The sequence below is a fragment of the Streptomyces sp. NBC_01707 genome (assembly GCF_041438805.1).
GTDB lineage: Bacteria > Actinomycetota > Actinomycetes > Streptomycetales > Streptomycetaceae > Streptomyces.
Genome location: NZ_CP109190.1, coordinates 2,506,360 through 2,532,377, shown reverse-complemented (window position 1 = coordinate 2,532,377; position 26,018 = coordinate 2,506,360). Strand labels below are relative to the sequence as shown.

The following is a 26,018-nucleotide window of genomic DNA, read 5'->3' as shown; positions in this document are numbered from 1 at the left end:
CCCGCAGAACATGACCACAGCAGAGCATCCCGTCCTGCCGCGCCAGTCCTCGCCGCCCGACGAGGGCGGCGGACGGCCCCCGGAGGACCGGCGCCGGATGATCCGGCGGCGCCTGATCACGGCGACCATCATCGTCCTGCTGATCGGCGTCCCGGCCGGCTATCTGCTGATCTCCGCCGGGCAGAGCCGCCGCTCCGGGCAGGACAAGGAGGCCGAGGCCTCCGCGCAGGGGCTTCGCGAGGGCTGGCCGTCCCGGATGCAGCGCCGGATCTTCGAGGTGCCGATCCCCGGCGACGCGGTGGACGTCCAGTACTACGAGACGAACAACTGGAAGGCCAGCCGGATGTACGTGCAGTTCCGTACGTCGTCCGCCGGGCTCGACCGCTTCCTGTCCCGTCTGGGCTCCGGTCGCGCGGCCCTGACCGACGGCGACGTCACCGTCGGCGCCCGCGACACCAAGATCGCGGGCTGGTACTTCGGCCATGGTGTCGACTGGGCGGGTACCACCCACACCAACAAGGACCCGCGCCCCACCCAGGACATCACCGTCGACATGACCGATCCGGCATCTCCTGTCGTATATGTCGTATCCGCGGCGACCCCCTGACCGGAGGCCGACCGACCGCTCACTAACCTGGAGCGAGTGAGCGATGTGAGTGAGACGAAGACCCCGCAGCCCGCGCAGCCGTTCCCGGGCGCGCAGTCCGTACCTGCGGCGCAGCAGTTCCAGGGCCCGCAGACGCTGGAGCCGTTCCCGGGGCCGCAGGCAGCGCAGCCCGCGCACACCCTGCAGCCGGTGCCGCCGCTGTCGGCCGTGCAGACCGGGCAGGTACCGCCGCAGCCGTCGCACGCACAACCGGTGCAGCCTGCCCAGCCCGTGCCCCCGCAGCCGGCGCCGTCCGCCCAGCCCCGGCCGATCCCGCAGGGATCCCGCGCGCTGCCGATGCACACCCTGCAGTACCGGTTCGACGGCCCGCAGGATGCTCCCGTCCTCGTCATCGGCCCCTCGCTCGGCACCACCTGGCACATGTGGGACCGCCAGATACCGGAGCTCTCCCAGCACTGGCGGGTCCTCCGCTTCGACCTGCCCGGCCACGGCGGTGCCCCGGCCCACCCCGCCACCGCCGTCGGTGAACTGTCCGACCGGCTGCTGGCCACCCTCGACGGCCTCGGCGTCCAGCGCTTCGGGTACGCGGGTTGCTCCATCGGCGGCGCGATCGGCGCCGACCTCGCCCTGCGCCACCCGCACCGGGTCGCCGCGCTGGCCCTGGTCGCCGCCTCGCCCCGGTTCGGCAGTGCGGACGAGTTCCGGCAGCGCGGCGTGATCGTCCGCACCAACGGCCTGGAGCCGATGGCCCGCAGCGCGCCGGACCAGTGGTTCACGCACGGCTTCGCCGCCGCCCAGCCCGCCATCGTCGAGTGGGCCGTCCAGATGGTCCGCACCACCGACCCCGGCTGCTACATCGCGGCCTGCGAAGCTCTCGCCGCTTTCGACATCCGTCCCGAACTCGGCCGCATCAGCGTTCCGACCCTCGTCCTGGTCGGCGCCGAGGACCATGTCACCGGGCCGGCCGAGGCCCGCACCCTGGTCGCGGGCATACCGGACGCCCGGCTCGCGCTCGTCCCCGGCGCCTCGCACCTGGCCCCCGTCGAGCAGCCCGGAGCCGTCACCGATCTGCTCCTCACCCATTTCTCCACCAGCTGGCAGGACACCCTGGCCGCCATCCCCGTCCCGGGCACCGGCGCCACGCTCTCCGCCCCCGTCCTGCCCATCGCGGAGATCGCCCCCGCCACGGCAGGGCCCGACGGCGTGACCTCCGGCCGCCCGGACCCGTACGACCCGGGGATGAAGGTCCGCCGCGAAGTGCTCGGGGACGCCCACGTCGACCGGGTCATGGCCGGGTCCGACGACTTCACCGGCGAGTTCCAGGAGCTCGTCACGCGCTACGCCTGGGGTGAGACCTGGACCCGGGAGGGCCTGGACCGCCGTACCCGCAGCTGCGTCACGCTCACCGCACTGGTCACCTCCGGCCATCTGGAGGGCCTGGCCCCGCATATCAGGGCCGCCCTGCGCAACGGCCTGACCCCGGCCGAGATCAAGGAGGTATTGCTGCAGACCGCCGTGTACTGCGGCATACCGGCCGCGGGCGCCGCCTTCACCATCGCCCAGTCGGTGATTCAGGAGGAAACCACGCCCCGGCCGTAGCAGGATGAGCCTCATGAACGCTGCGAACCCTGTGCACCTGACCCTGACCAAGAAGTCGCACTCCTGCATCCGGCTGGAGAAGGACGGGCGGACGCTCGTCATCGACCCCGGCGGCTTCTCGGAGCAGGACGCGGCCCTGGGCGCCGACGCGATGCTCGTGACCCACGAGCACGCCGACCACTTCGACGAGGGCCGGCTGCGGGCCGGTCTGGAAGCAAACCCGGCCGCGGAGATCTGGACGCTGCGCAGCGTCGCGGAACAGCTCTCCGCGGCCTTCCCCGGCCGGGTGCACACCGTCGGTCACGGCGACACGTTCACCGCCGCGGGATTCGACGTGCAGGTGCACGGCGAACTGCACGCGGTGATCCACCCCGACATCCCGCAGATCACCAACATCGGCTTCCTGGTGGACGGTTCGCTCTTCCACCCGGGGGATGCGCTCACCGTCCCCGACCACCCCGTCGACACCCTGATGCTCCCGGTGATGGCCCCCTGGAACAAGATCTCCGAGGTCATCGACTACGTGCGCGAGGTCAAACCGCGCCGGGCGATCGACATCCACGACGCGCTGCTCACCGATCTCGCCCGCCCGATCTACGACCGGCAGATCGGCAGCCTCGGCGGCGCCGACCACGGCCGGCTGACTCCCGGGGACTCCACCGGTCTGTGACCGGCGCCGGTCCGCCGACTGTCAGTGGGAGCCGCTAGGTTTACGTATATGCGCATCGCCACGTGGAACGTCAATTCGATCACCGCCCGCCTCCCGCGGCTGCTGGCCTGGCTGGAGAGCACCGGCACGGACGTGCTGTGCATCCAGGAGACCAAGTGCACGGCCGAGCAGTTCCCGGCTGACGCCCTGCGCGAGCTCGGCTACGAGTCCGTGGTCAACGCCACGGGCCGGTGGAACGGCGTGGCGCTGGTCTCCCGGGTCGGCCTGTCCGACGTCGTCATGGGACTGCCCGGCGGCCCCGACTACGACGGCGTGCAGGAGCCCCGCGCGATCTCCGCGACCTGCGGCCCGGTCCGCCTCTGGTCGGTGTACGTGCCGAACGGGCGCGAGATCGAGCACCCGCACTATGCGTACAAGCTGCGCTGGTTCGAGGCCCTGCAGAAGGCGGTCGCCGCGGACGCCGCGGGCTCGCAGCCGTTCGCGGTGCTGGGCGATTTCAATGTGGCTCCGACCGACGAGGACGTCTGGGACCCGGCGCTGTTCGAGGGCGCCACCCATGTCACGCCCGCCGAGCGCGCCGCCCTCGCCACACTGCGCCAGGAGGGTCTGTCGGACGTCATGCCGCGCCCCCTCAAGTACGACCGTGCGTACACCTTCTGGGACTACCGCGAGCTGCGCTTCCCGAAGAACAAGGGCATGCGGATCGACCTGGTCTACGGCAACGCCCCGTTCACGGTCGCGGTCAAGGACAGCTACGTGGACCGCGAGGAGCGCAAGGGCAAGGGCGCGTCCGACCACGCGCCGGTGGTCGTCGACCTGGAGCTGTGAACCGTCGGCCGGTGACGAACGGCCTGGTACTGGCGCAGAATGGCCCCCTGATCATGCAAAGTCCTGGCGGGACCATGCGCAGCCGTACCCGCACCGCCGCAGCCGTCACCGGCGCCTCCGCCCTGCTCCTCGGATACGTGACGGGCGAGCAGCATCCGTGCACGAGTTCACCGCATCAAGGTGGCATAACAAGTAGTAGACCGGTCTATGAATGGGTTCATCATGACTACCGATCTCATTCACTCCGACGCGAGCGAGCTCGCTGAGCTGATCCGTACCAGGAAGGTCTCCTCCGCCGAGGTGGTGCAGGCGCACCTCGACCGCATCGAGGCTACGAATCCGAGGCTCAACGCCATCGTCACGCTCGCCGACGGTGCGCTGGAGGCCGCGAGGGCAGCGGACGAGGAACTCGCGGCGGCCGGGGAGGTGGGGCCGCTCCACGGCGTCCCCTTCACCGCCAAGGACTCGTTCGACACCGCCGGGGTGCTCACCCAGCGCGGTTCGCCGATCTTCGCGGGCCGGACCCCGGACACGGACGCCACTGCCGTAGCGCGGATGAAGCGTGCCGGCGGAATCCTCCTGGCCAAGACCAACCTTCCGGAGTTTTCGTTCTGGATCGAGTCCGACAATCTCCTGACGGGCAGGACAAACAACCCCTGGGACCTCAACCGCTCGTCCGGCGGTTCGAGCGGCGGGGAGTCCGCGGCGATCGCGGCCGGGATGTCGCCGCTCGGACTCGCGAGCGACCTGTCCATCTCGGTGCGCGGGCCGGCGGCCGACACGGGTGTCGTGTCCCTCAAGCCGACGCACGGGCGCATCCCGATGACGGGCATCTGGCCACGCGAACCCCGCCGTAACTGGCACGTCGGCCCCATGGCCCGCAGCATCCGCGACCTCGCACTGGCCTATTCGGTGTTGGCCGGTCCTGACGGCGCCGATGGCTTCGCCACCACCCCGCGCGAGTTCGACACCGGCCTGGGCGCCACCCCCGACCGACCGGTGCGCGTGGGCTGGCTGGTCGACTCGGGACTCGGCCCGACCGATCCGGAAGTCGCGGCAACCGTGCGGGCCGCCGCCGACGCCCTGCAGAACGCGGGGGCCCAGGTCGACGCCGTGAACATCCCCGCTCTCGAGCGGGACAACCCCCTGGAACTCTGGAACAAACTGATGGTCATGGAGGTGCGACCGGCCTTCCGGCAGGTCACCGCAGGGCATGAGGACCAGATGTTCAGCTACACGAAGTTCCTGGAAACCCTGCCCGACACATCGGTAGAGGACTTCGTCCAGGCCGAACAGGCCGTCGAACGGATCCGGGACGGCTTCGCCGAGTACTTCCACCAGTACGACGTCCTCCTGCTCCCGGTCACCACGATCCCCGCCCACAAGCACCAGTTGGAGGAATTCACCCTCGGCGGCCAGGCGATGGGCGCTTTCCACGTCTCGTCCACGACCGTCCCGTTCAACCTGACGGGACATCCGGCCCTGTCGATGCGATTCGGAACCAGCAGCGACGGCATGCCCATCGGCGTGCAGCTGGCGGCCAACCCGTACGCGGAGTCGACGATCCTGCACATCGCCTCACTCCTGGAGACACTCAGCCCCGTGCGCGACCAGCACCCCGACCTCTGACAACCGGGAATCGGAACCACAACACGTCGGCGCCCATCGCGAGGATGCCCGGGCGTCGGCCGGGAGCCGCGCCAGCCCCCTCACACTCACCTCCGAGGGAGCATGCGCGCAGGGCAGCGGATACATGGCCACGAAGCGCCTTCCGGGCATGAGGGGCCGCCCCCGCAACGGCGACGGGCCCGCCCGCCGGTCCCCCCACTTACCAACTTGCAAGGACATGCCGGGTAGGTCGGCCGCCCGTAGGGTGGGAGAAGCCGCGTTAAGGACTGACGACGAGATCGGGGGACGCCATGACCCTGACTGCACCGCACACCATGACCCGCCTTTCCATTCCGACAGGAATAGGATTCGACGAGTTCCGGCGCCGCTTCGAACAGGCGGCCCCACTCTTCGATGCCGCCGCCACGGTGCGTATCACCGAGAGGGGCGGCACTTGGGACGACGTGCGGGCCGCTATCGCCGCCCAGGCGCCGAATGGCTTGTTGATTTTCCACACCATTGACGCCACTCCGCTCATGGCGGCTGCAGGACACCGGACCAAGGTCGTCGAGTACCTGCTCGGCAATCATGTGACTGCGGAGAAAATGTTCCAGCATGACCACACGGCCCTGCTGTACGCGCCGCTGCGGATCCTGATCAGCGGCGATGACTCTGACATGGCGGTCTTCACGATCGACCAGCCCAGCACGGTCTTCGGCGGCATCGGGATTCAGGAAGTCGCCGAGGTAGGTGTCCAGCTCGACCGCGACGTAGCAGGACTTCTCCAGGAAATCGGAGTCGAACCACCCTCGGAGCTCACCGACTCGGTAGCCTCTTCCTCTTCCTCTTCCTCTTCCTGATTTTCCGAGGAGTTTGCCCTCCGCGTAGTCGAGGCTGGGCGTGTGTCCATGAGGATCGAGAAGACGGGCTTCTTCGCGTCGCCCTCGTAGTCGGCGAGGACCTCCATCGCGACGCTCAGGATTCTGACGATCAACGTGGTCACGGAGCTCTGTATGGCGGGCTCAACCAGGGGCGGATCGATGTCGGCCGACTGCGTCGGGCTCTGGCCGGGATGCCGCTGCCGAGGGCGGCGGACGGCCGGATCGTGCTGGCTGCGGCCGGACGCCAGCACCTTTGCTGACCGGGCCTTTTGCCACACATTCGGGCCGGGGTGAAGGCAAACACCAAATGGTGCCCGGCTGGCCGTACTCGGTCGTGGCAGCGTTGGAGACGGGCCGAACGTCGTGGACCGCGGTGCTGGACGCGGTCCGCCCGGCGCCCGGCGCCGACGTCGCCGCGGCGACTACCGAGCAGATCCGCGAGGTCGTGGAGCGGCTTGTCGCCGCCGGCCGGCCAGTGGAAACCGGCTGCCTGACGTGCCGATTCCAGCAGTGTGGCCGCAGCGGTCTGCTCGGCGGGCATCACGGTCCGATACGCGGTGGTGAGCGATTCCAGGACCTACGACGCCTCCAGGTGCGGCGCGTGGGTCCGGACCGCGGCCAGCACCTGCCTCCTGGAGGGGTTGACCATGGAGTGGCCGGCCACGGACACCGTGGGCACGGTCTCGTTCCCGTCGGCGACCGAGCGTACGAACGCCGCCGCCTCGGGGTCCCGCCAGATGTTCACCTCGGTGTAGGTGAGGCGGCTGAACCGCAGCCGTAGCCGCAGCTTCATGCAGTACGGGCAGCCGGGCCGCCAGTAGACGACCATGCCGTCGTGGTCCTCGGCCATGCGGGTCCCCCTGTCGCGTAGGCGTGGGGTGGATCGTAACCGGCCCGGCCCGGCCGGAGCCCGGGAGGGCGGCGCTGTCAGTGGCCGCCGATACGGTGGTTCCTGTCATTGTCCCGCTTGCTGGCTGCTTGCGAAGACGCGGACCGCACCCCGCCCGTTCAGCGCCGGGCGGGGCGTGCGGACGGCGCGTGCGGCGGCGCACGGCGGGGTGCGTGCGCCGGATTCAGTCCTCGAACGACAGGCCGCGCGCCCTGTGGTGCGTATCCCGGCCGGGATGCGACCCTGAGTGGTATGAACATCCCTTTCTTGGACAACTGGCGTAAGCGTCACGACGGTACGCGCGGGGCGGGCCTCGCGGCCGCCGTCGAGGTCGACCCGGAGGGCGTCGCCGAGCTGCTCGCCGAGTGTGAGCTGCTGCGGGTCCGAGTGGGGCAGCGCGGGCTGGAACTCGACGACACCCCGGCCTCGTTGACGGCGCTCGACCAGCTGCCGCCGCGCTGGCGCGACGACCCCGAGGAGCTGCCCTGGCTGGGCAACGACGCCGGGCTGTATCTCGGCACCGTCCTCGTACGCAATGTCCCGGGCGCTGCCTGGCACATCTGGCCGAGCGGTCAGCCCGTGGTGCGGCTCGCCTCCGGGCGGGAGATCGATGTCGTCGAGGCCGGGCTCGACTGGGCGATGACGGGCAGCCCCGAGCTCTCGCAGGTGTACGCGGAGTCGGCCGAAGGGTAGTCGATCACCAAAACCAAATAAAACGCCTTATGCCCTATTTATGCGTGTCGGGGGCGAAGTCCCTTATCGGGATGGATAGTTTGCGCTGACCTCGACACAGCGATAAGTGGGTAGGGCAGCGTATGGCCGTCGATCCGTTGATCGAGCTGCGGGACGTCAACAAGTACTACGGAGCGTTGCACGTACTGCAGGACATCAATCTCACCGTCGGCCGCGGGGAGGTGGTGGTGGTCATCGGCCCCTCCGGCTCCGGTAAATCAACGCTCTGCCGGACCATCAACAGGCTCGAGACGATCGAGTCGGGTCGGATCGCGATCGACGGCAGACCCCTCCCGGAGGAAGGGAAGGGGCTCGCGCAGCTGCGCGCCGAAGTCGGCATGGTCTTCCAGTCGTTCAATCTCTTCGCGCACAAGACCGTGCTGGCCAATGTCTCGCTGGCCCAGCTCAAGGTCCGCAGACGCAAGAAGGACGAAGCCGACGCTCGGTCCCGGGAGCTCCTGGAGCGGGTCGGGCTCGCCTCGCAGGCCGACAAGTATCCCGCCCAGCTGTCCGGCGGCCAGCAGCAGCGGGTGGCCATCGCCCGCGCATTGGCCATGGACCCCAAGGCCCTCCTCTTCGACGAGCCGACCTCGGCGCTCGACCCGGAGATGATCAATGAGGTGCTCGAGGTCATGCAGCAGCTCGCCAGGGATGGCATGACCATGGTCGTCGTCACGCACGAGATGGGGTTCGCCAGATCCGCCGCCAACCGCGTGGTCTTCATGGCGGACGGCCGCATCGTCGAGGACCGCACCCCGGAAGCGTTCTTCACCGCCCCGGAGAGCGACCGCGCCAAGGACTTCCTGTCCAAGATCCTCAAGCACTGACAGGAGGCCCCAGTTGCGTACGAGAAAAGTTCTGGCCGCCTGCGCGGGGCTCCTGCTGGCCGTCCTTGCGGTCGGCTGCGGCAAGGAGGGCAGCCCTCCGGTGAAGGGGCCGAGGGCCGCGCAGCTGCCCGTGTACAAGGTCGACACCAGCTTCCGGCTGCCCGAGTCGAAAACCTGGACGAAGGCGAAGAAGCGTGGCTACCTCAGAGTCGGGGCCAAGGAGGACCAGCCGTACCTGGGGGAGAAGGACCCGGCCACCGGCCTCTACTCCGGTTTCGACATCGAGATCGCCAGAATGATGGCCGCCTCGCTCGGCTTCGACCCGAAGACGATCCGCTTCAGGACGATCGCCTCGGCCAACCGCGAGACTGCGCTGCAGAACGGTCAGATCGACTACTACGTCGGCACCTACACCATCAACGAGATGCGCAAGAAGCTCGTCGGCTTCGCCGGGCCGTACTTCATGGCCGGGCAGTCGCTGCTCGTCCGCACGGACGAGCACGACATCAACGGCCCGCAGGACCTGGCCGGCCGGACGGTCTGCTCGGCGGCCGGATCGACCCCGTATCAGCGGATCGCGGCCGACTACCCGAAGGCGATCCTGGTCTCCTACGACACGTACTCGATCTGTGTCGACAACCTGCTGACCTACCAGGTCGACGCCGTCACCACCGACGACGCCATCCTGCTGGGCTTCGCCGCCAAGGCACCCAAGGAACTGAAGGTGGTCGGCAAGCCGTTCTCCGAGGAGCCGTACGGCATCGGGGTACCGCGCAGCGACAACGCCCTGCGGTTCGCACTCAACGACGCCCTCGAAGCCAACGAGAAGAACGGCAACTGGAAGAAGGCGTTCGAGGCCACGCTCGGCCTGTCCGGAGTGCCCGCACCGACTCCGCCGCCCATCGACCGCTACCCGGCGACCTGAGGGGACGGGCCACACCATGGACGTACTGACAGAGAACTTCTCGACCTACGCCGAAGGCTTCCTCGGCACCCTCGAACTCACCGTCTTCGCCTCGATCCTGGCGCTGGTGCTCGGCTTCGTGATGGCCTCGTTCCGGGTGGCGCCCGTCGGCTCGCTCCGGGTGTTCGGCACCGTCTGGGTGATGGTGCTCCGCAACACGCCGCTGACGCTGCTCTTCTTCGCGGTCCTCCTCGGCCTGCCGCGCTTCGGCCTGGTCCTGCCGTTCAAGGTCTTCGCGGTCCTCGCGCTCGGCTGCTACACCTCCGCGTTCATCTGCGAGGCGCTGCGCTCCGGCATCAACACCGTGCCACGGGGGCAGGGCGAAGCCGCCCGCAGCCTCGGTATGACCTTCGGGCAGACGCTGGGCTCCGTGGTGCTGCCCCAGGCGTTCCGCTCGGTGATCCCGCCGGTCGGCTCGACGCTCATCGCGCTCGCCAAGAACTCGGCGATCGCCGGCGCGTTCAGCGTCATCGAACTGCTCGGCACCTACAAGACACTCAACGAGCTGGGCTACAACATCATCTGGACCTTCGTCTGGATCGCCGTCGGTTACCTGATCATCACCCTGTCCATCAGTGCGCTCTTCAATGTGATGGAGAAGCGCTGGGGAGTCGCCCGATGACCACCCGCGCCCCCGAAGTCACCGCGCTCTACGACATCCCGGGTCCGGTCACGCGCAAACGCCACCGGGTGTACGGGATCGTCGCCACGGTCGTGATTCTCGCCCTGGTCGGCTGGGTCGTCTATCTGCTCTTCGCCACCGAGCAGTTCACCAGCGCCAAGTGGACACCCTTCGTGTACAAGGGCATCCAGGAACTGCTGCTGCGCGGTCTCGGCAACACGCTGAAGGCGTTCGCGTACGCCGCGGTGCTCTCGCTGGCACTAGGGGCTGTCCTGGCCGTCGGGCGGCTCTCCGAACACCGGCCGGTGCGCTGGCTCGCCACGCTCCTCGTCGAGTTCTTCCGGGCCATGCCCGTTCTGGTGATGATCTTCTTCATCTTCGTGGCGCTCAAGGTGCAGCCGCTGCCCGCGCTGGTCGCCGGACTGACCCTGTACAACGGCTCGGTGCTCGCCGAGGTGTTCCGCACCGGCATCAACTCGGTGGACCGTGGCCAGCGCGAGGCCGCGTACGCCCTCGGCATGCGCAAGACGCAGGTGATGACCTTCGTGCTGGCACCGCAGGCGGTGCGCGCCATGCTGCCCGCCATCATCAGCCAGCTGGTGGTGGCGCTGAAGGACACCTCGCTCGGATTCTTGATCACGTACGAGGAGTTCCTCCACGCCGGCAAACTCATCGCGTCCAACCTCGACTACGATCTTCCCTTCATCCCCGTGGTGATGGTGATCTCGCCGATCTACATCGGGATGTGCATGCTGCTCTCCTGGCTCGCCACCTGGGTGGCCAAGCGGGAGCGGCGCAACCCGAAGACGAAGGCGGTGGAAGTCGCACCGGCCGAACCAGAAACGCTGCTGCCGGGAGTGCAGTAGCCCAGACCGGCCGTACAGCGCTCTGGAGGAGCGGTGCCCGCCCGGCAGCAGCCGGTGATCACTTCTCGCGCAACGGAACGGACAGGTACGAGGGGTCCGTGTCCGGCGAGGAGAAGGTCAGCTGTGAGCCCGGCGGGTTGTGCTCGATGTAGAGCGGGTCGACCGTGTCGACGACCAGGGCGAGTCGGTGACCGGCCGGAAGGTCGTAGGCCGTGGAGAACAACTCCAGGTCCACGCCGAACGGCCGCCCCGGCGTCCGTCCGTGGAAGGTATAGGGGGCGTTACTGACCAGCTTGCCGAGACCGAGCGGCCCCTCGTCGTAGAGATAGGCGACGAGGGTGCCGCTCTCCTTGTTTCCGGTGACCGTGGTGTGGAGTTTCGCGGTGCCGCGGATGTGCTGTGCCGAGCCGTACCGCTCGGACTGCCAGACACCCGCGAAGGTGCGCGGCAGCAGGGGGATCGAGGCGACCGGAGGCAGCTTCACGAATTGGTCGAGGGCGTTCGACAGCATCACGATGCCACCGTCGGCGCCCGAGTCGACGTTCGCGTGGATCTTCTTCGTACCGCTCAGCGCGATCCGTTTCCGGTCGGCGCCGACCGACTTCCAGTCCGGATAGCCCTCGTAGCCGCTGTCCGTACGGGACTTGAGCTGGACCGGCTGCGCCTGGTCGATGCCGTTGCGCTCGCCCTTGAGGTAGCGGTCGAACCAGCGGTGGGCGTCGGTCCAGGTGTCGTTGGGCAGGCCGAGGAGACCTGTGGCTTCGGCGGTGGCGTGGTCGCCGGGGCGGAATTCCAGGCGCTTGGGGCCGCTGAGCTTCTCGTAGAACGAGGCGTACTGGTTGGGTGGGAAGATGGTGTCGCCCCACGCGTTGCCCATCATGACGGCAGCGCCGTTGGCGTTGATCGCGTCCAGATACGTGACGGGGGAACGCTTCTTCCCCCAGGCGATCATGTCCGGCTCCTTGGCCAGGTCGGACCCGAGGAAGTCGGCGAGCGTCGTGTTCAGCTCGTCGCTCGGTCGGCCGGTGAGCAGACCGGCCCCACCGAGCAGCGCGGCGGCCTGGAGGTGCTGGGTACGGCCGCTGTAGATGGAGTCGATGAGGTCGGCCCAACCGCTCAGCGCGACCACGGCCTTGATCCGCTTGTCGTGGCCGGCCGCGAGCAGGCTGATACCCGCTCCGTACGACACGCCGCCCATACCGATGCGCTGCGGATCGGCGGGAGTGTGGGCGAGGGCCCAGTCGATGACGGCGGAGACATCGGCGATGTCCGGCGGACCGGCGACCTCGATCCTCCCGCCGGAGAGCCAGAAGCCGCGTGAGGTGTAACTGACCACCACGTAACCGGAGTCGGCCAGTTGCTGTGCCTGCGCGAGATACTCGATCTGCGGCGTCGCCCAGCTGGAGGGCAGCACGATCAGGGGGTGCCTGTCGCCCGGCTCCGCGCCGGCGGGGGTGAAGACATTGCCCTTGAGTGTGATCCCGCCGGAGCCGGGAATGTCGTGGAACTTCAGGCCAGGGGCCGACGCCGCCGCGGGTGCGGCGGGGGGCCGGGCGACGGCCACCGGAGCCGCGCCGAGGGCGGCTCCGGCGATCAGGACGGCGGCGGTTCCGATGGATGCGGTGGTGCGCAGAGCCGGGTACGGACGTCCCACGAGTCATTCCTCACGCGTGTCGGTGCAAAGTGACCCGACGGTAACCCTGGCCATTTACCGTTGGTAACTCCCCGGTAAGTTTCGTGAGCGTAACGATTGTTGGACATGGTGTCAGCGGCGACGCGAAGTCAGGACGGCGGAGGTGTCAGGGGCGTCGCGGCCTCGCGGATCAGCCGAGGGCGCTCTTCGCCTGCCAGTCGGACCAGGACACATTCCACGCCCCGTAGCCGTTGCCCTCCGCGACCGTGCCCTTGGCGTCCGCACCGGTGATCTCGAACGGGTCGCCGACCTGCGCCTTTTGGTACAGCTCCGCGGCGTTCGCGTCGCTCATGCCCACACAGCCGGAACTGTGGTTGGCGACCCCGAAGTACGCCGCGTTCCACGGGGCGGCATGGGCGTACATCCCCGACCAGGTCAGCCGCATCGACGAGTCGACCATCTTGTCGTACGCGTCGCCCAGACCGACCGTCTCGGAGCGCATGTTGATCGTGCCCTCCTTCGCCATCAGTACGGCCGTGCCCCGCCAGGACGCCTTGTCCCCGCCCGGGGTGCCCGCCGACATGGGCACGTCCATGACGGTCCGCCCGTCCCGGTGCAACGCCAGCCGGTGCCGGTCGAGGTCGACCTTGACCACCTGGTCGCGGCCGATCGTGAAGGTCGTCGCGTAGTCGCGCACGAACCAGCCGCCCGCCGGTCCCGAGTCGATGCCGTTCAGATCGGCGTCGAGCGTGACGCGCGTACCGGACTTCCAGTACTCCTTGGGCCGCCAGTCGATCCTGTCCTTGCCGGAGTAGTCCTGCAGCCAGCCCCAGGACCCCTCGGTGTTGTTCGACGTGGTGACCTTCAGCCCTTTCTCGACCGCTGCCTTGTCCTTCACCGGGTTGTCGAAGACGATCGACAGCGGCTGGGCGATGCCGACCGTCGTGTTCTTTCCGGGGGCGAGCGTCAGCTTGTTGACCTTGTCGGCCGCGGCGGTCGAGAAGCCCGCGCGGTCGGTGCCGCCGCCGGTGTCCGTGGCCTCGACGCTGTACTCGGTACCGGGTGCCGCGACCCGGTCCGACGTCCAGGTCCGGCCGTCGCCCGATACCCGGCCGGTGAGCGCGTCACCCTCGGCGGCGGTCACCTTCACCGTCTTCAGCTTCCCGTCGGCCAGCGTGACCGTCACCGGCTTGCCCGCGGCGGCCTTCGTGCCCCGGAGGTTCACCGTGATCCTGGTGTCCGGAGTCCTGGTGGACTTGGCACCGTCATCGGACCCGGAACCCGAGTCCGATGCGGCGGCACCGGAGCACGCGGTGAGGGCGGCGCCGAGTACCGCCGTACCGGCGATCAGGGTCAGCCGGGCCGGGCGGGCGAGCGAGTTGGTGCGGCGTATGCGCCGGCATACAGAGATCAACGGAAAAACCTCCATGGCAGTGCTTCTCATCGGTGGAGAGGCATGGACTCGACCATAGGTTCCGCAAATACCTGGAAAACCATGGATTCCTTTGTGTGACAAGGAACGCAGCACAACGGTCATCGTCCGGTCACATTCGCCGCGCGAACCCGTCATAGGACGCTGTGAGCATCTTGTGCAGCCCCGCCGAGCCGTCGGCCGGGAGGGACCAGGGGAGGGCCACGGACATGTCAGCGCTGCTCGCGACCGGTGATCACAGGGGTGAACAGGGGCTACGGATACGCGGTCTCACCGCTGCCGAGCACCGGGCATGTGTGACCGAGCGCGCCGGGGCGAGCTTTCTGCAGTATCCGTCCTGGGCCGGCGTGAAGGATCAATGGAAGTCGGAAATGGTCGGATGGCACGGCGACAGCAATGAATTGACCGGCAGCGCGCTCGTTCTCTACCGGCAATTCCCCGGTACCCGTAAATACTTTGCCTATCTGCCGGAAGGGCCGGTGGCGGACTGGGCGGACCCCGAAATCGACCGCTGGCTCCTGCCATTGATGGCGCATCTGCGGAAGACCGGTGCCTTCGCCGTACGGATCGGCCCGTCGCCGGCCTACCGCCGCTGGGACGCCGCCCGCCTCAAGGCGGCCACCGGGCCCTGCCGGAAGATCGGCGACGTCCTGGCGACCGAGGTGGACCCGCTCGGCACCGCCGTCGCCGAACGGCTCCGGGCACGCGGCTGGCACCGGTGCGGCGGGGACGGCGACGCCGGCAACGACGCCGACGCCCAGCCGCGCCACGTCTTCCAGGTGCCGCTCGCCGGCCGCACCCCCGACGACCTGTGGGCGGGGCTCAACCAGGAGTGGCGCCGCAACGTGCGCAAGGCCCAGAAGTGCGGCGTCCGGATCGTCGTCGGCGGTGCGGCCGAACTTCCCGAGTTCCACCGGCTGCTGCGGGTGACCGAGGCGCGGGACGGCTTCCGCCTCGGCCGTTCCCTCGCCTACTACCAGCGGCAGTACGCCGTGCTCAACGCCGAGCAGCCCGGCCGGATGCAGCTCTACCTCGCCGTCCATGAGGGCGAGATCCTTGCCGCGCACACCATGATCAGCACCGGGCGGCGGGTCTGGTACCAGACGGGCGCGTCCGCCGACCACCGCCGTGAGGTCCGCCCCAGCAACGCCCTCCAGTGGCGGATGATGCTTGACGCACTGGCTCTCGGCGCCGAGGTGTACGACATGCGCGGGGTACCCTCCACCCTCGACCCCGACGATCGCGGCTTCGGACTGCTGCGCTGGAAGCTCGGCACCGGTGGACAGGTCGTCGAGACGCTCGGAGAGTGGGAGACATCGGTGGGCGGAGCCGCCAACAACACGCTGTACCGGGCGTTCCAGGCGTACCTGGCGCGCCGGTGACCGCCACCGAGGCGACCGGTGAGGTCGCAGGGGGTGAGCGGCGGAAGGCGACGGACAGGTCGAGGGCGGTGCTGCGCAGCGGCGCCGTCATGGCAGCCGGCTCGGTCGTCTCACGGGCCACCGGGTTCATACGCTCGGCGGTCGTCGTCGCCGCGCTCGGCACCGGACTCCAGGCCGACGGGTACGCGGTCGCCAACACCGTCCCCAACATCCTCTACATGCTCCTCATCGGCGGCGCCCTCAACGCGGTGTTCGTCCCCGAACTGGTGCGGGCCGCCAAGCAGCACGCCGACGGCGGTGCCGCGTACACCGACCGGCTGCTCACCGCCTGCGCGGTCGGCCTCGTCGCCCTCACCGGGCTCGCCGTCGCCGGCGCCCCCCTGATCGTCGCCGTCTACACCCCCTACTCGGGTGACCGGGCAGAGCTCACGATCGCGCTGGCCCGCTACTGCCTGCCGCAGATCCTCTTCTACGGGCTGTTCACGCTCCTCGGTCAAGTACTGAACGCCCGCAACCGGTTCGGCGCGATGATGTGGACCCCGGTCCTCAACAACCTGGTGATCATTGCCGTGTTCGGGCTGTACCTGGGCGTCGCGGCAGGCTCCGACACCACGCTGACCTCGGCGCAGGCCCGACTGCTGGGCTGGGGGACGACGGCCGGGATCGCCGTGCAGACGCTGGCCCTGGTGCCCGCGCTGCGGGCCGCGAAGTTCCGCTGGCGGCTCCGGTTCGACTGGCGGGGGAGCGGCCTCACCCGGCCGCTGAGATCGGCCGGCTGGCTCGTGATGCTGGTACTGACGAACCAGGTCGCCTACTGGCTGGTGACCCGGCTCTCCACTCTCACCGGGCAGCACGCCGTGGAGCAGGGCGTGGCGGGCGGCGTGGGCTATACCGCGTACAGCTACGCGTACCAGCTGTGGGTGGTGCCGCAGGGCATCGTGACCGTCTCGCTCGTCACCGCACTGATGCCGCGGATGAGCCGGGCGGCGGCCGAGGGCGATCTCGCCGGGGTGCGCCGCGACGTCTCGTACGCGCTACGGACGACGGCTGCGGTGGTGGTGCCCGCGGCGGGTGCGCTGTTCGCGCTCGCGCCGTGGGTGATGGGGGCCGTGTTCGGCTACGGACGTACCGGTGCCGCCGACATCACGGTGATGGCGGGGATGATGATGGCGTTCGCGCCGGGACTGATCGCGTTCTCCGGGCAGTACGTGCTGTCGCGGGGGTTCTACGCGATGGGCGACACCCGTACCCCGTTCCTGCTGAACCTGGTGATCGCGGGGTTCAACGCGGGGCTGTCCGGTGTCGCGTATCTGATGCTGCCCGCGCGCTGGGCGGTGACGGGGATGGCCGCGGCATACTCGGTGGCGCTGTTCGCGGGGTTCGCGGTCACCGCGTATGTGCTGCATCGCAGGGTGTCGGGCGGATCCGGCGAGCGGCGGCCCGCGCTGCGGCGGTCGCCCGGGCTGTGGGCGCATGCGCGGCTGGTGGTGGCGTGCGTGCCCGCGGGGGCGCTCGGTTACGGGGTGGCCCGCGCGTGCGACGGGGCAGGGGACGTGGTGGCAGCGGCGGCAGGGGTGATGGTGCTACTGGCGGTGGTGGGGGTGCTGGCCCGGCCGCTGCGGCTCGCCGAGGTCAGTGCCGTGCTGGCTGCGGGACGGAGCCGGCTGCGGCGTTAGCGGGCGCCGGGGCCTGTCCGGTGGCCGTCCTGTTCTTGTGGTGCCGGACGGCTCGTCCGGGCCGGTCGGCTTGATAGTGATCGTTGGGATACTGGTGCCATGCCGCGTGTGCTGTTGATCGAAGACGATCCCTCCGTACGTGAAGGGGTCGAGCTCGGGCTGCGAAGGCGCGGTCATGAGCTCCGGGCCGTGGAGACCGGCGAGGCGGGACTCGGTGCGCTGGCGGAGTTCCGGCCCGATATCGTCCTCCTCGACCTGATGCTGCCCGGCATGAACGGGGTCCAGGTCTGCCGTCGTATAAGGGAGTCCAGCCAGCTGCCGATCATCATGCTGACCGCCCGAGGAGACGACTTCGATGTGGTGGTCGGGCTCGAGGCCGGCGCGGACGACTACATCGTCAAGCCGGCCCGCACCGAAGTGATCGAGGCCAGGATCCGGGCCGTGCTGCGACGGCTCGCCGAACCCGCCGGACGCAGCGGCATCGAGTTCCACGGCGCACTGGCCGTGGACCGTGCCGGGCTGTCCGTCGCCAAGGCGGGGGAGCGGATCCTGCTCGCCCCGTCCGAACTGAAGCTGCTGCTGCATCTTTCGGCCTCTCCCGAGCAGGTCTTCAGCAGGCAGCAGCTGCTCGAGTACGTCTGGGAGCACAGTTACCACGGCGACGCGCGACTGGTCGACGCATGTGTACGGCGATTGCGGCAGAAGATCGAGGATGTGGCGGGCAGCCCCCGGTACATCCAGACCGTCCGCGGTTTCGGCTACCGGTTCGGACCGCTCGTATGAAGCTTCTCGGCGCCCGGTTCGGTCTGCGGACCCGTCTCATATCGGCGTTTCTTCTGGTCGCGGCGATCAGTGCGATCACGACTGCGACGCTGACCTACCGCGAGGCCCGGTCAGCGATCCTTCAGCAGACACAGGACACCGCGGTCGCCCAGTTCCGCGACCGGGTCACCGCGCAGCAGGTGACCCTCCCGCTGGACGCGGCCCAGCTGCAGCAGGTGTGCCAGACCCTCGCCCGGGAAGGCAAGCCGCACACCTGGTTCGTCTTCGCCGAATACGCGGACCTGCGGGTCTCCTCGTCGGACCGGTCCACCTCGAACGTGATCACATCCCAACTGCGCGCCGCTGCCCGCACCAACGCACACGCCTCGTTCCAGCGGGTCGTCAAGAACGGTGAGCCCTGGCTGACGATCGGGATGCCGGCCATGTTCGACCTGGGACAAGGCCCGCGGCGCACCGGGCTCGTCCTCTTCGCGGTGATGCCGCTCCGCCCCGAGGAGGCCAATGTCAACGCCATGGTCACCGCGGCCCGCGACGGCGCGCTGCCCGCCCTTCTCATCGCGCTGGTGCCGGCCCTGCTGGCCGCCCGCAGTGTGCTGCGCCCGGTTCGTGACCTGCGCCGGGCTGCCGCAGGGATCGGACGGGGCGAGCTCGACACCCGTATCGAGGTGAAGGGATCCGACGAACTCGCCGAACTGGCATGGACGTTCAACGAATCGTCCACCAAGCTCCAGCAGTCCGTGGAGGAGCTCCAACGGGCGGAGGCACGGGCCCGGCGCTTCGCCTCCGACGTCTCGCACGAGCTGCGCACCCCGCTCGCGGGGATGCTCGCCGTCACCGAAGTCCTCGACGAGGACGCCGCCCATCTGAACGCCGACACCGCGGCAGCCGTCCGGCTGATCAGTGCGGAGACGGGCAAGCTGGCCACGCTCGTCGACGACCTGATGGAGATCTCCCGCTTCGACGCGAAGGCGGCGGGCCTGCATCTCGACGAGGTCGACGTCGGTGAGACGATCCGCAAGACGCTGCAGGCCAGACGCTGGGAGGGACAGGTCGCCACCGAACTCCCGGACGGAGTGCGGGGAGTGCTCGACCCGCCCCGTTTCGATGTGATCGTCGCCAACCTGGTCGGCAACGCCCTGCGGCACGGCGCGGAGCCCGTCCGGGTACGGCTGCGGACCGAGCGGCGGGACGGGAAGGACTGGCTGGTGACGGAGGTCGAGGACAGCGGTCCCGGGATCGATCCGGCCGCCCTTCCGCACATCTTCGACCGGTTCTACAAGGCCGACGAGGCGCGGACCAGGTCGGCGGGCAGCGGACTCGGACTGGCTATCACGCAGGAAAACGTAAGGTTGCACGGCGGCACCGTCGACGGCGCCAACAGGCCTGGCGGCGGTGCTGTGTTCACGGTCGAGCTTCCGCTGGAGGGGGCATGATGCGAGGGCGGGTCCTCGGCGCTCTGCTGCCCTTCGTGTTGCTGGCAACCGGGTGCGGCATCCGGTCCACGGACGTGGTCGAGGTCGGCGACGCGGCGACCGTGGAGGTGGCCGCCCCGGCCGCCCGGCAGAGCACGGTGCTGTACTTCATCTCGTCGTCGTCCCCGGGCGGACTGCTCCCTGTCGTACGGCGGGTCGACATGCCGTCGGACAACGCGTCCTCGGGAACAGGGGATGACGGGCCGAGCCGCGGCAAGCAGCTCTCCATGCTGTTCAACGGTCCTTCACCGGCGGAGAGGAAGGCCGGCCTGCGCACCGAACTCCCCATGATCAGTGATCGGGTGAGCGTGACCACCGGCCAGGACGGGGTACGGGTCCGGCTCGCTTCGGGCGTCAACCAGCTCTCCGAACTCGCCCGGCAGCAGCTGATCTGTACCGTCGCGTTCGAGCGTGGCGCCCAGCAGGGCATGACGGTGACGGTGCTCGGAACCGATGGAACCATCGGGCCGGCCCGCTGCTCCGTCTGATCGCCGGGCCACCCCCGCGCAGGGGGGAAGCGTGGGCGGCCGGACGGGCGCGGCCCGGGCCCGCGGCGGATCAGCTCGACGCGCGGTGCGAAGTGCGCTGTGCGGGTACAGGTGTCTGCGCGGCCCGCGTCACATCGGCGACCAGCTCCACCACATCGGGGCCGTACGCCTGCGAGTTGACCACCTTGAGCAGCAGGCAGAACGTGTTGTTGCCGTGCTTGCGGGACAGTTTCTCGTAGTTGCGGGCCAGGTAGCGGGACGCCGCCTGGTTGGTGATCGCCTGCTGTCCGCAGAACAGGAAGACCGGGCGGGCGTCCTGACCGGCCGTCAGTCTGGCGAGCAGGACGTGCTCGGCGATGCCCTTCTCCGCCCGGTAGCGCTCCGTTCCGATCTGGAAGGCTCCACGGTCCGGGCCCGGCTCCGGCTCGGTGTTCACCTTCACGCCGGGCAGCATGGAATGCAGATGGGCGGCCATCCGGCGGTTGGAGACCGGCCCGCCCACGCAGAACTCGGTGCGCTCGCCGAAGCCCTGCTGGGCGGTGTCGTGGGACACGATCTGGGCGTGCGCCGAGCAGTCCTTGATCAGCGCCGAGAGTTCGAGCAGGGCGAAGACGTCGTGGCGGTGCACGGCGCCGTCCCCGCCCGCGTCTCGGTTGACGACGAGGAGGCACTCGGAGTTCCCCGGCAGCCCGAAGAACGCCTGCTTCCGTCGGAGTCTGCGGCGCCAGAGATAAGTGCGAGCCGCCCAGCCGAGGGCGGCGCTGATGCCGGCGGCTATCACGCCCAGCACGATGTTGCGTACGTCGTCAGTCATGGGCGGGCATGTTAGCGGTCATCCGGACCATGTTCACGGGGGCCCTGACGGGACAGGTGAGGCGGCGTTACCCTGCGCGGACGATCCTTCACTGGAGGTGCGCATGCGACGTTCAGTCGCACGGAATGTGTCGTTCTTAAGTGTGCTCGCCGCTGTTGTCACGGTCGGCGCGGCCGCACCGTCCTCCTCGTCGCCATCGGCCGTGCCACCGCCCAAGTCCCCCGTCGCGGTGGGATACGGCGGCGCGGTCGCCAGCGTCGACGCGGATGCGACGGCCGCCGGGATCGAGGTGCTCCGGGCGGGCGGCAACGCCGTCGACGCCGCCGTGGCGACCGCGGCCGCGCTCGGCGTGACCGAGCCGTACTCGGCGGGCATCGGCGGGGGCGGCTACTTCGTCTACTACAACGCCAAGAAGCACACCGTGGAGACCATCGACGGCCGCGAGACCGCCCCGCGCAGCGCGGACTCCTCGCTCTTCCTGGAGGACGGGAAGCCTCTCGCCTTCGCAGACGCCGTCACCAGCGGTCTGAGCGTGGGCACGCCCGGCACTCCGGCCACCTGGGGCACCGCCCTCGACGCCTGGGGCAGCAAGTCGCTGGGCAGGCTGCTGAAGCCGGCCGAACGTCTCGCCCGGGACGGCTTCGTCGTCGATTCCACGTTCCGTTCGCAGACGGAGGGCAACCAGGCCAGGTTCGCCGACTTCCCGGACACCGCGAAGCTCTTCCTGCCGGGCGGGCAACTGCCCGTGGTCGGTTCCGTCTTCAAGAACCCCGATCTCGCCCGTACGTACGAGAAGGTGGGCCGCGAGGGCATCGACGAGCTGTACCGCGGTGAGCTGGCCGACGATGTCGTACGGACTGTGCGCAACCCGCCCGTCGACCCGGAGGCGACCCGGGTGGTGCGTCCCGGCGATCTCACGGCGAGGGACCTGCGGTCCTACCGGGCAGTGCGGCAGGCGCCTACGAAGGTCGGCTACCGCGGCCTCGACGTGTACGGCATGGCGCCGTCCTCGTCCGGCGGGACGAGCGTGGGTGAGGCCCTCAACATCCTTGAGTCCACGGACCTCTCGCGGGCGACCGAGGCGCAGTATCTGCACCGCTACATCGAGGCGAGCCGGATCGCGTTCGCGGACCGTGGGCGGTGGGTCGGCGACCCGGCGTTCGAGGACGTACCGACGCGCGGCCTGCTCAGTCAGCGGTACGCCGACTCGCGGGAGTGCCTGATCAAGGACGACGCGGTGCTGACCAGCCCGCTCGCTCCCGGTGACCCGCGACACCCGGCCGACTGCGCGAACCGTGGAACGGCCGCCCCGACGACGTACGAAGGAGAGAACACCACGCATCTGACGGCCGCGGACAAGTGGGGCAACGTCGTCGCGTACACCCTGACCATCGAGCAGACCGGCGGCAGTGCCATCACCGTGCCGGGGCGCGGCTACCTGCTCAACAACGAGCTGACGGACTTCTCGTTCGCACCCGCCGACCCGGCGGTGCACGACCCGAATCTGCCGGGTCCGGGCAAGCGGCCTCGGTCGTCGATCTCGCCGACGATCGTGCTGAAGCACGGGCAGCCGGTGCTGGCTCTGGGATCGCCGGGCGGTGCCACGATCATCACCACCGTGCTCCAGTCGCTCATCGGCACGGTCGACCGGGGCCTTCCACTGGTCGACGCGATCGCGGCGCCGCGTGCCAGCCAGCGCAACTCGCCGACGACGGAGCTCGAACCGGGCCTGTGGAACAGCCCGCTACGGAGCGAGCTCGAGTCGCTGGGGCATGCCTTCAAGCTCAACCCCGAGATCGGGGCGGCCACCGGTGTGCAACGGCTGCCGGACGGTCGGTGGCTCGCCGCGGCGGAGAAGGTCCGGCGGGGAGGTGGTGCGGCGATGGTCGTGAAGCCGAGCGCGAGGCCGTGACAGCACGTCAACAGTAGGACTCCCGAGGCCGGTTCATGGCGCGATGTCCGGCGATGTCAGAGCGCGGTGAGGATGCGGGGCCCCGCGTCCGTGATCGCCACCGTGTGCTCGGCGTGCGCCGCCCGGCTGCCGTCCGACGTGCGTAGCGTCCAGCCGTCCCTGTCGGGGTGGAACGCGTCCTGGCCGCTGCCGATCAGCATCGGTTCGATCGCCAGCACCATCCCGTGCCGCAGCGGCATGCCGCGACCCGGTCGTCCCTCGTTGGGGACGGCCGGGTCCTCGTGCATGGACCGGCCGATGCCGTGGCCGCCGAAGCCTTCCGGGATGCCGTATCCGGCCGTCCGGCAGACCGTGCCGATCGCATGCGCGATGTCACCGATCCGGTTGCCGACGACTGCCGCCGCGATCCCCGCCTCCAGCGCCCGGAAGGCCGTGTCGACCAGCCGGGTGTCGGCAGGCCGGGCACGGCCGACGGTGAAGCTGATCGCCGAGTCGCCGACCCAGCCGCCGAGCGTCGCGCCCGCGTCGATGCTCACCAGATCACCGTCGCGCAGCCGCTGGTCGCCCGGGATGCCGTGCACGATCGCGTCGTTGACGGACGCGCAGATCACGCCGGGGAACGGGGTGGGCGCGAAATGCGGCTTGTAGTTCAGGAACGGCGACCCGGCGCCCGCCTCGCGCAGCACTTCGCGCGCCACCTCGTCGAGCTCGCGCAGCGACACACCGACCGCCGCCGCCTCTCGTACGGTCGCCAGCAACAGGGCCACGACGCGGCCCGCCTCGCGCATGGCCTCTATGGATGTATCCGTCTTGAGCTCAACCATGCCAATTACTATACCGGTGAAAGCGGTATGAGAATAACGGCGGTATGAGAATAACGGCAGTACTAGACTGTCGGCATGGTACGAACGCCTCTGACCCCGGAAGAACGCCTGCGCGGCGAACGGCTCGGCCGACTGCTCCGCGAGGCGCGAGGCGCCCGCAGCATGGTCGAGATCGCAGCGAGCGCCGGCATCTCCGCCGAGACGCTGCGCAAGATCGAGACGGGGCGCGCCCCGACCCCTGCGTTCTTCACCGTCGCGGCACTGGCCGGGGCGCTCGGCCTCTCCATGGACGAGCTGCTGATCCGCTGCGCCCCGGAACCGGACGTGGCGGTCCCGCTGGCCGGCTGACCGCGGACCCGTGGCGGTGCCGTCCGGCCGGCCGCTGCCCCTGTCCGTCGAGCGGTCGGTACCCACGGGGGGTGCGTACCCGGTGCCGGGCGCGTAGGGTCACCGCCGTGACTTCCCGGACTCTGCAGGACTTCGCCCGCAGCGAGTACGTCAGCCTGACCACGTACCGGAAGGACGGCACCACCGTTGCCACGCCCGTGTGGGCGGCGGCCGACGGCGAGGAGCTGTTCATCTGGACCCGCGCCGACTCATGGAAGGTGAAACGGCTGGGCAACGACAGCCGGGTCGTCGTCACCGTCTGCGACGTGCGCGGCCGGATCGCGGAGGGCGCGCCGAGTGCCGAGGGAACGGCGCGGCTGCTCGACGAGGCGGGGACACGTGCGGTGCGCCGGTTGCTCGCCCGCAAGTACACCTGGAAGTTCTGGCTGGTCGACTGGCCGGCGACCGTCGTCCGGCTCGGTAAGCGCCCGCACACCGGGATCGCCGTCACCTTCTGACCCGGCCGGCCGCGGGGGGAGTGCGGGGCGCGGGGTTGCGCCGGCCGCACCCTCGCCGAAAAGTACGCGTAGCCGTCCCGTAACACGCCTGCGGTCGAATGCCTGCGGACTGGAGTGCTCCAGTCGACGGTGGGTGAGGGCGACGATGACGGTGCATCAACTTGCTGGTGAAGTAGCCGAGTTCGCGCAGTACCTGCGCAACCTCACGGCCCTGCTCGACCCGGGGCGCGGGTGGTACGGGGTGTTCTGCCGACGCGATCCCGCCGGCATGCGGGCCTGCCTCGACGGTGCGGAGATACCGCCGTGGGACGTGGTGGAGTCGCTGCTGCGGGACCTGGCCGACGAGCGGGGCGCCGCGTTCGCGGCACGTGAGTCGGTACGCGCCGCCGCGCTGTACTCCGCATCGGCCGCCGCCCACGACCGGCGGCCGGGCGGGCGGCAGTCACTCGTCGAGCGGCTGGAGCTGATGCTCCGCGAGCAGGCGTACGCCGCCCAGCGGGTACGTGCCGGCGGGGTGGACGACGGCGCGCAGCCGCCGGACCCGGACGCGCTGGCATGGGCCCAGGACGACCATGCGCGCGCCTCGGCCCGCTGCGCGGAACTGCGCAAGCGGCTGTCGGCCGTGACCGCGCCCCAGGGGTGGTTCCGGGCGGAGGAGGAGTTCCCCGCCGACCCCGCCGGGCCACGGGTGTCCGGCCCGCGCACCGCACCCGGCCTTGCGGTCGGAAGCGAGCGGGCCGCCGCCGCCCGGTCGTCGTCCTCCGCCCCCGGGCCGCCCCAACCCCCGGCTCCCAAGCGCAAGAAGCCGCGCGGCGCCCGCTTCGCCGGACTCGAGGTGGACGACGACACCGGCGTCGGCGCCCCCCTCGCCGTCCCCGTGCTCCCCGTCCCGCCGACGAACGCCGCCGTCCCGCGCGGCGCCCGTTTCGGTGGCGCCCCCACCGCCGCGGAGCCCGGCGCCCGGGGGCGTGGGGCGGCCCGGTCCGCCGCGGACCCCGTCGCGCAACGCGCTGCCACCGAGGCCGTGGACATGCTCGTCCGACTGCGTACGCAGGGCCGCAGCGGCGAGGCTCACGGTGTGCTGTGCGAGGCAGCCGGCTGGCCTGCCGACCGACTGCCCCTGCTCGCCGTGGAACTGCACAGGTCGGGTCTGGCCGCCGACTGGGCGACCCTGCTGTGGGAGGTGTCCTCGCTGCCGCCCGTCGAGCTGGCCGCCGCGGCCGGGGCACTGGCCGCGGCGGGCCGCACCGACGACTGCGGACAACTGCTGCGCCAGGGGGTGGCGCGGCCCGCGGCGGAGATCGCCGACGCGGTGCTCGCTCTGGACCGGGCCGGTCTCGAACCGGAGGCGCAGGCGCTGATGGGAGCCTTCGTCCGCGTACGTACCCCGGAGGATGCGGCCCTGATCGCGGCAGGCGATCCGCGCCAACTCGTTCCGCAACTGCTGGCCGCGGCCCGTGCGGTGTCACCTGAGCGGGAGTGGGACGTGGTGCACGCCCTGCGCGTCGCGGGCATCGCGGACATCCCTTAGAGCATCCGGTGAGGGCGCAGTCCGTCGAATCGGCGTCACGGGGCCCGGACGCGGGGTGGCGGCGCCGCGCTGCCTGTGGGGCTCGAGAGTGCACCCGGGGCGCGAGGTGAGGAGAAGTGTGGACCGCACGGGT

At 69.9% G+C, this 26,018-nt stretch carries 25 protein-coding genes and 1 pseudogene; 21 read left to right on the top strand and 5 right to left on the bottom strand.

The window, feature by feature from the left end; all coding sequences use genetic code 11:
- The first annotated feature begins 10 nt into the window (after positions 1-10).
- The 7 genes and pseudogenes from OG963_RS11375 to OG963_RS11345 all read left to right on the top strand — a co-directional run.
- On the top strand, positions 11-607 hold the full coding sequence (locus OG963_RS11375) for a hypothetical protein (RefSeq protein ID WP_093775886.1): 597 nt from the start codon (positions 11-13) through the stop codon (positions 605-607).
- Between the two features lie 336 nt (positions 608-943).
- Positions 944-2,206, top strand: a complete 1,263-nt coding sequence (locus tag OG963_RS11370) for an alpha/beta fold hydrolase (protein WP_371800283.1) — start codon at positions 944-946, stop codon at positions 2,204-2,206.
- Between the two features lie 13 nt (positions 2,207-2,219).
- Positions 2,220-2,876 carry an MBL fold metallo-hydrolase gene (locus OG963_RS11365; RefSeq protein ID WP_093775888.1) on the top strand — a complete coding sequence of 219 codons (657 nt, stop codon included), beginning with the start codon at positions 2,220-2,222 and terminating at the stop codon, positions 2,874-2,876.
- A gap of 48 nt (positions 2,877-2,924) precedes the next feature.
- On the top strand, positions 2,925-3,704 hold the full coding sequence (locus tag OG963_RS11360) for an exodeoxyribonuclease III (protein ID WP_093775890.1): 780 nt from the start codon (positions 2,925-2,927) through the stop codon (positions 3,702-3,704).
- A 222-nt stretch (positions 3,705-3,926) separates the two neighbouring features.
- On the top strand, positions 3,927-5,333 hold the full coding sequence (locus tag OG963_RS11355; RefSeq protein ID WP_093776198.1) for an amidase: 1,407 nt from the start codon (positions 3,927-3,929) through the stop codon (positions 5,331-5,333).
- Positions 5,334-5,623: 290 nt separating this feature from the next.
- On the top strand, positions 5,624-6,172 hold the full coding sequence (locus OG963_RS11350) for a hypothetical protein (protein WP_371798843.1): 549 nt from the start codon (positions 5,624-5,626) through the stop codon (positions 6,170-6,172).
- Between the two features lie 125 nt (positions 6,173-6,297).
- Positions 6,298-6,665 (top strand): annotated as a pseudogene (locus OG963_RS11345) (transposase); the annotation flags it as partial.
- Positions 6,666-6,770: 105 nt separating this feature from the next.
- On the opposite strand, the gene OG963_RS11340 reads toward OG963_RS11345, so the two are convergent.
- Entirely contained in the window at positions 6,771-7,043 is a 273-nt protein-coding gene (locus tag OG963_RS11340) for a mycoredoxin (RefSeq protein ID WP_093775896.1), read from the bottom strand.
- A 291-nt stretch (positions 7,044-7,334) separates the two neighbouring features.
- On the opposite strand from OG963_RS11340, the gene OG963_RS11335 reads away from it, so the two are divergent.
- The 5 genes from OG963_RS11335 (at position 7,335) to OG963_RS11315 (ending at position 11,093) form a co-directional block, all read left to right on the top strand.
- Entirely contained in the window at positions 7,335-7,775 is a 441-nt protein-coding gene (locus OG963_RS11335; protein ID WP_030978075.1) for a DUF6278 family protein, read from the top strand.
- 122 nt (positions 7,776-7,897) lie between these two features.
- Complete coding sequence (locus OG963_RS11330) at positions 7,898-8,641, top strand: amino acid ABC transporter ATP-binding protein (RefSeq protein ID WP_030916773.1); 744 nt, start codon at positions 7,898-7,900, stop codon at positions 8,639-8,641.
- Between the two features lie 13 nt (positions 8,642-8,654).
- Entirely contained in the window at positions 8,655-9,566 is a 912-nt protein-coding gene (locus OG963_RS11325; protein WP_030916770.1) for a glutamate ABC transporter substrate-binding protein, read from the top strand.
- A gap of 16 nt (positions 9,567-9,582) precedes the next feature.
- Positions 9,583-10,227: an amino acid ABC transporter permease gene (locus tag OG963_RS11320; protein WP_030916767.1), complete on the top strand. Its 645-nt coding sequence runs from the start codon at positions 9,583-9,585 to the stop codon at positions 10,225-10,227.
- The gene (locus OG963_RS11315) at positions 10,224-11,093 is read left to right on the top strand and encodes an amino acid ABC transporter permease (RefSeq protein WP_030916763.1); all 870 of its coding nucleotides are present in this window, start codon (positions 10,224-10,226) and stop codon (positions 11,091-11,093) included. The genes OG963_RS11320 and OG963_RS11315 overlap by 4 nt, the downstream gene beginning before the upstream one ends.
- Positions 11,094-11,151: 58 nt before the next feature.
- Here OG963_RS11315 and OG963_RS11310 read toward each other — a convergent pair whose 3' ends face one another.
- Together OG963_RS11310 and OG963_RS11305 are read right to left on the bottom strand one after the other, a co-directional pair.
- Positions 11,152-12,747: an alpha/beta fold hydrolase gene (locus OG963_RS11310; RefSeq protein WP_371798842.1), complete on the bottom strand. Its 1,596-nt coding sequence runs from the start codon at positions 12,745-12,747 to the stop codon at positions 11,152-11,154.
- 169 nt (positions 12,748-12,916) lie between these two features.
- Positions 12,917-14,155, bottom strand: coding sequence for an Ig-like domain-containing protein (locus tag OG963_RS11305; protein ID WP_371798841.1), 1,239 nt, complete (start codon positions 14,153-14,155; stop codon positions 12,917-12,919).
- 212 nt (positions 14,156-14,367) lie between these two features.
- Between OG963_RS11305 and OG963_RS11300 the strand changes: the two genes are divergently transcribed.
- The 5 genes from OG963_RS11300 (at position 14,368) to OG963_RS11280 (ending at position 19,959) form a co-directional block, all read left to right on the top strand.
- The gene (locus OG963_RS11300) at positions 14,368-15,540 is read left to right on the top strand and encodes a lipid II:glycine glycyltransferase FemX (RefSeq protein WP_371798840.1); all 1,173 of its coding nucleotides are present in this window, start codon (positions 14,368-14,370) and stop codon (positions 15,538-15,540) included.
- Positions 15,537-17,216, top strand: a complete 1,680-nt coding sequence (gene murJ / locus OG963_RS11295; protein ID WP_371798839.1) for a murein biosynthesis integral membrane protein MurJ — start codon at positions 15,537-15,539, stop codon at positions 17,214-17,216. Before OG963_RS11300 ends, murJ begins: the two co-directional genes overlap by 4 nt.
- 99 nt (positions 17,217-17,315) lie before the next feature.
- Complete coding sequence (locus OG963_RS11290) at positions 17,316-17,999, top strand: response regulator (protein WP_371798838.1); 684 nt, start codon at positions 17,316-17,318, stop codon at positions 17,997-17,999.
- Positions 17,996-19,432 carry a HAMP domain-containing sensor histidine kinase gene (locus OG963_RS11285; RefSeq protein ID WP_319739243.1) on the top strand — a complete coding sequence of 479 codons (1,437 nt, stop codon included), beginning with the start codon at positions 17,996-17,998 and terminating at the stop codon, positions 19,430-19,432. Before OG963_RS11290 ends, OG963_RS11285 begins: the two co-directional genes overlap by 4 nt.
- The gene (locus OG963_RS11280) at positions 19,429-19,959 is read left to right on the top strand and encodes a hypothetical protein (protein WP_319327702.1); all 531 of its coding nucleotides are present in this window, start codon (positions 19,429-19,431) and stop codon (positions 19,957-19,959) included. The genes OG963_RS11285 and OG963_RS11280 overlap by 4 nt, the downstream gene beginning before the upstream one ends.
- Positions 19,960-20,029: 70 nt before the next feature.
- Here the strand turns inward: OG963_RS11280 and OG963_RS11275 are convergent, their stop codons facing one another.
- Complete coding sequence (locus tag OG963_RS11275) at positions 20,030-20,773, bottom strand: hypothetical protein (RefSeq protein ID WP_319327704.1); 744 nt, start codon at positions 20,771-20,773, stop codon at positions 20,030-20,032.
- A 103-nt stretch (positions 20,774-20,876) separates the two neighbouring features.
- On the opposite strand from OG963_RS11275, the gene ggt reads away from it, so the two are divergent.
- Positions 20,877-22,685 carry a gamma-glutamyltransferase gene (ggt, locus tag OG963_RS11270; RefSeq protein ID WP_319327707.1) on the top strand — a complete coding sequence of 603 codons (1,809 nt, stop codon included), beginning with the start codon at positions 20,877-20,879 and terminating at the stop codon, positions 22,683-22,685.
- A gap of 56 nt (positions 22,686-22,741) precedes the next feature.
- On the opposite strand, the gene map is transcribed toward ggt, so the two are convergent.
- Positions 22,742-23,509 carry a type I methionyl aminopeptidase gene (map, locus tag OG963_RS11265; RefSeq protein ID WP_319739242.1) on the bottom strand — a complete coding sequence of 256 codons (768 nt, stop codon included), beginning with the start codon at positions 23,507-23,509 and terminating at the stop codon, positions 22,742-22,744.
- 75 nt (positions 23,510-23,584) lie between these two features.
- On the opposite strand from map, the gene OG963_RS11260 reads away from it, so the two are divergent.
- The 3 genes from OG963_RS11260 (at position 23,585) to OG963_RS11250 (ending at position 25,885) form a co-directional block, all read left to right on the top strand.
- The gene (locus OG963_RS11260; protein ID WP_030916728.1) at positions 23,585-23,857 is read left to right on the top strand and encodes a helix-turn-helix domain-containing protein; all 273 of its coding nucleotides are present in this window, start codon (positions 23,585-23,587) and stop codon (positions 23,855-23,857) included.
- 107 nt (positions 23,858-23,964) lie between these two features.
- Positions 23,965-24,354, top strand: a complete 390-nt coding sequence (locus tag OG963_RS11255; RefSeq protein ID WP_093930177.1) for a PPOX class F420-dependent oxidoreductase — start codon at positions 23,965-23,967, stop codon at positions 24,352-24,354.
- A 145-nt stretch (positions 24,355-24,499) separates the two neighbouring features.
- Entirely contained in the window at positions 24,500-25,885 is a 1,386-nt protein-coding gene (locus tag OG963_RS11250) for a hypothetical protein (protein WP_371798837.1), read from the top strand.
- Positions 25,886-26,018: the final 133 nt, after the last annotated feature.

Excerpts from the sequence above, each read along its gene's own strand:
- OG963_RS11250 (WP_371798837.1), top strand. The coding sequence starts at position 24,500 with ATGACGGTGCATCAACTTGCTGGTGAAGTAGCCGAGTTCGCGCAGTAC.
- ggt (WP_319327707.1), top strand. The coding sequence starts at position 20,877 with ATGCGACGTTCAGTCGCACGGAATGTGTCGTTCTTAAGTGTGCTCGCC.
- OG963_RS11340 (WP_093775896.1), bottom strand. The coding sequence starts at position 7,043 with ATGGCCGAGGACCACGACGGCATGGTCGTCTACTGGCGGCCCGGCTGC.
- OG963_RS11350 (WP_371798843.1), top strand. The coding sequence starts at position 5,624 with ATGACCCTGACTGCACCGCACACCATGACCCGCCTTTCCATTCCGACA.
- OG963_RS11375 (WP_093775886.1), top strand. The coding sequence starts at position 11 with ATGACCACAGCAGAGCATCCCGTCCTGCCGCGCCAGTCCTCGCCGCCC.
- OG963_RS11305 (WP_371798841.1), bottom strand. The coding sequence starts at position 14,155 with ATGGAGGTTTTTCCGTTGATCTCTGTATGCCGGCGCATACGCCGCACC.
- OG963_RS11330 (WP_030916773.1), top strand. The coding sequence starts at position 7,898 with ATGGCCGTCGATCCGTTGATCGAGCTGCGGGACGTCAACAAGTACTAC.
- OG963_RS11370 (WP_371800283.1), top strand. The coding sequence starts at position 944 with ATGCACACCCTGCAGTACCGGTTCGACGGCCCGCAGGATGCTCCCGTC.
- OG963_RS11285 (WP_319739243.1), top strand. The coding sequence starts at position 17,996 with ATGAAGCTTCTCGGCGCCCGGTTCGGTCTGCGGACCCGTCTCATATCG.
- OG963_RS11360 (WP_093775890.1), top strand. The coding sequence starts at position 2,925 with ATGCGCATCGCCACGTGGAACGTCAATTCGATCACCGCCCGCCTCCCG.
- OG963_RS11320 (WP_030916767.1), top strand. The coding sequence starts at position 9,583 with ATGGACGTACTGACAGAGAACTTCTCGACCTACGCCGAAGGCTTCCTC.
- OG963_RS11275 (WP_319327704.1), bottom strand. The coding sequence starts at position 20,773 with ATGACTGACGACGTACGCAACATCGTGCTGGGCGTGATAGCCGCCGGC.
- OG963_RS11300 (WP_371798840.1), top strand. The coding sequence starts at position 14,368 with ATGTCAGCGCTGCTCGCGACCGGTGATCACAGGGGTGAACAGGGGCTA.
- map (WP_319739242.1), bottom strand. The coding sequence starts at position 23,509 with ATGGTTGAGCTCAAGACGGATACATCCATAGAGGCCATGCGCGAGGCG.
- OG963_RS11355 (WP_093776198.1), top strand. The coding sequence starts at position 3,927 with ATGACTACCGATCTCATTCACTCCGACGCGAGCGAGCTCGCTGAGCTG.
- OG963_RS11290 (WP_371798838.1), top strand. The coding sequence starts at position 17,316 with ATGCCGCGTGTGCTGTTGATCGAAGACGATCCCTCCGTACGTGAAGGG.
- OG963_RS11335 (WP_030978075.1), top strand. The coding sequence starts at position 7,335 with ATGAACATCCCTTTCTTGGACAACTGGCGTAAGCGTCACGACGGTACG.
- OG963_RS11260 (WP_030916728.1), top strand. The coding sequence starts at position 23,585 with ATGGTACGAACGCCTCTGACCCCGGAAGAACGCCTGCGCGGCGAACGG.
- OG963_RS11365 (WP_093775888.1), top strand. The coding sequence starts at position 2,220 with ATGAACGCTGCGAACCCTGTGCACCTGACCCTGACCAAGAAGTCGCAC.
- OG963_RS11280 (WP_319327702.1), top strand. The coding sequence starts at position 19,429 with ATGATGCGAGGGCGGGTCCTCGGCGCTCTGCTGCCCTTCGTGTTGCTG.
- OG963_RS11315 (WP_030916763.1), top strand. The coding sequence starts at position 10,224 with ATGACCACCCGCGCCCCCGAAGTCACCGCGCTCTACGACATCCCGGGT.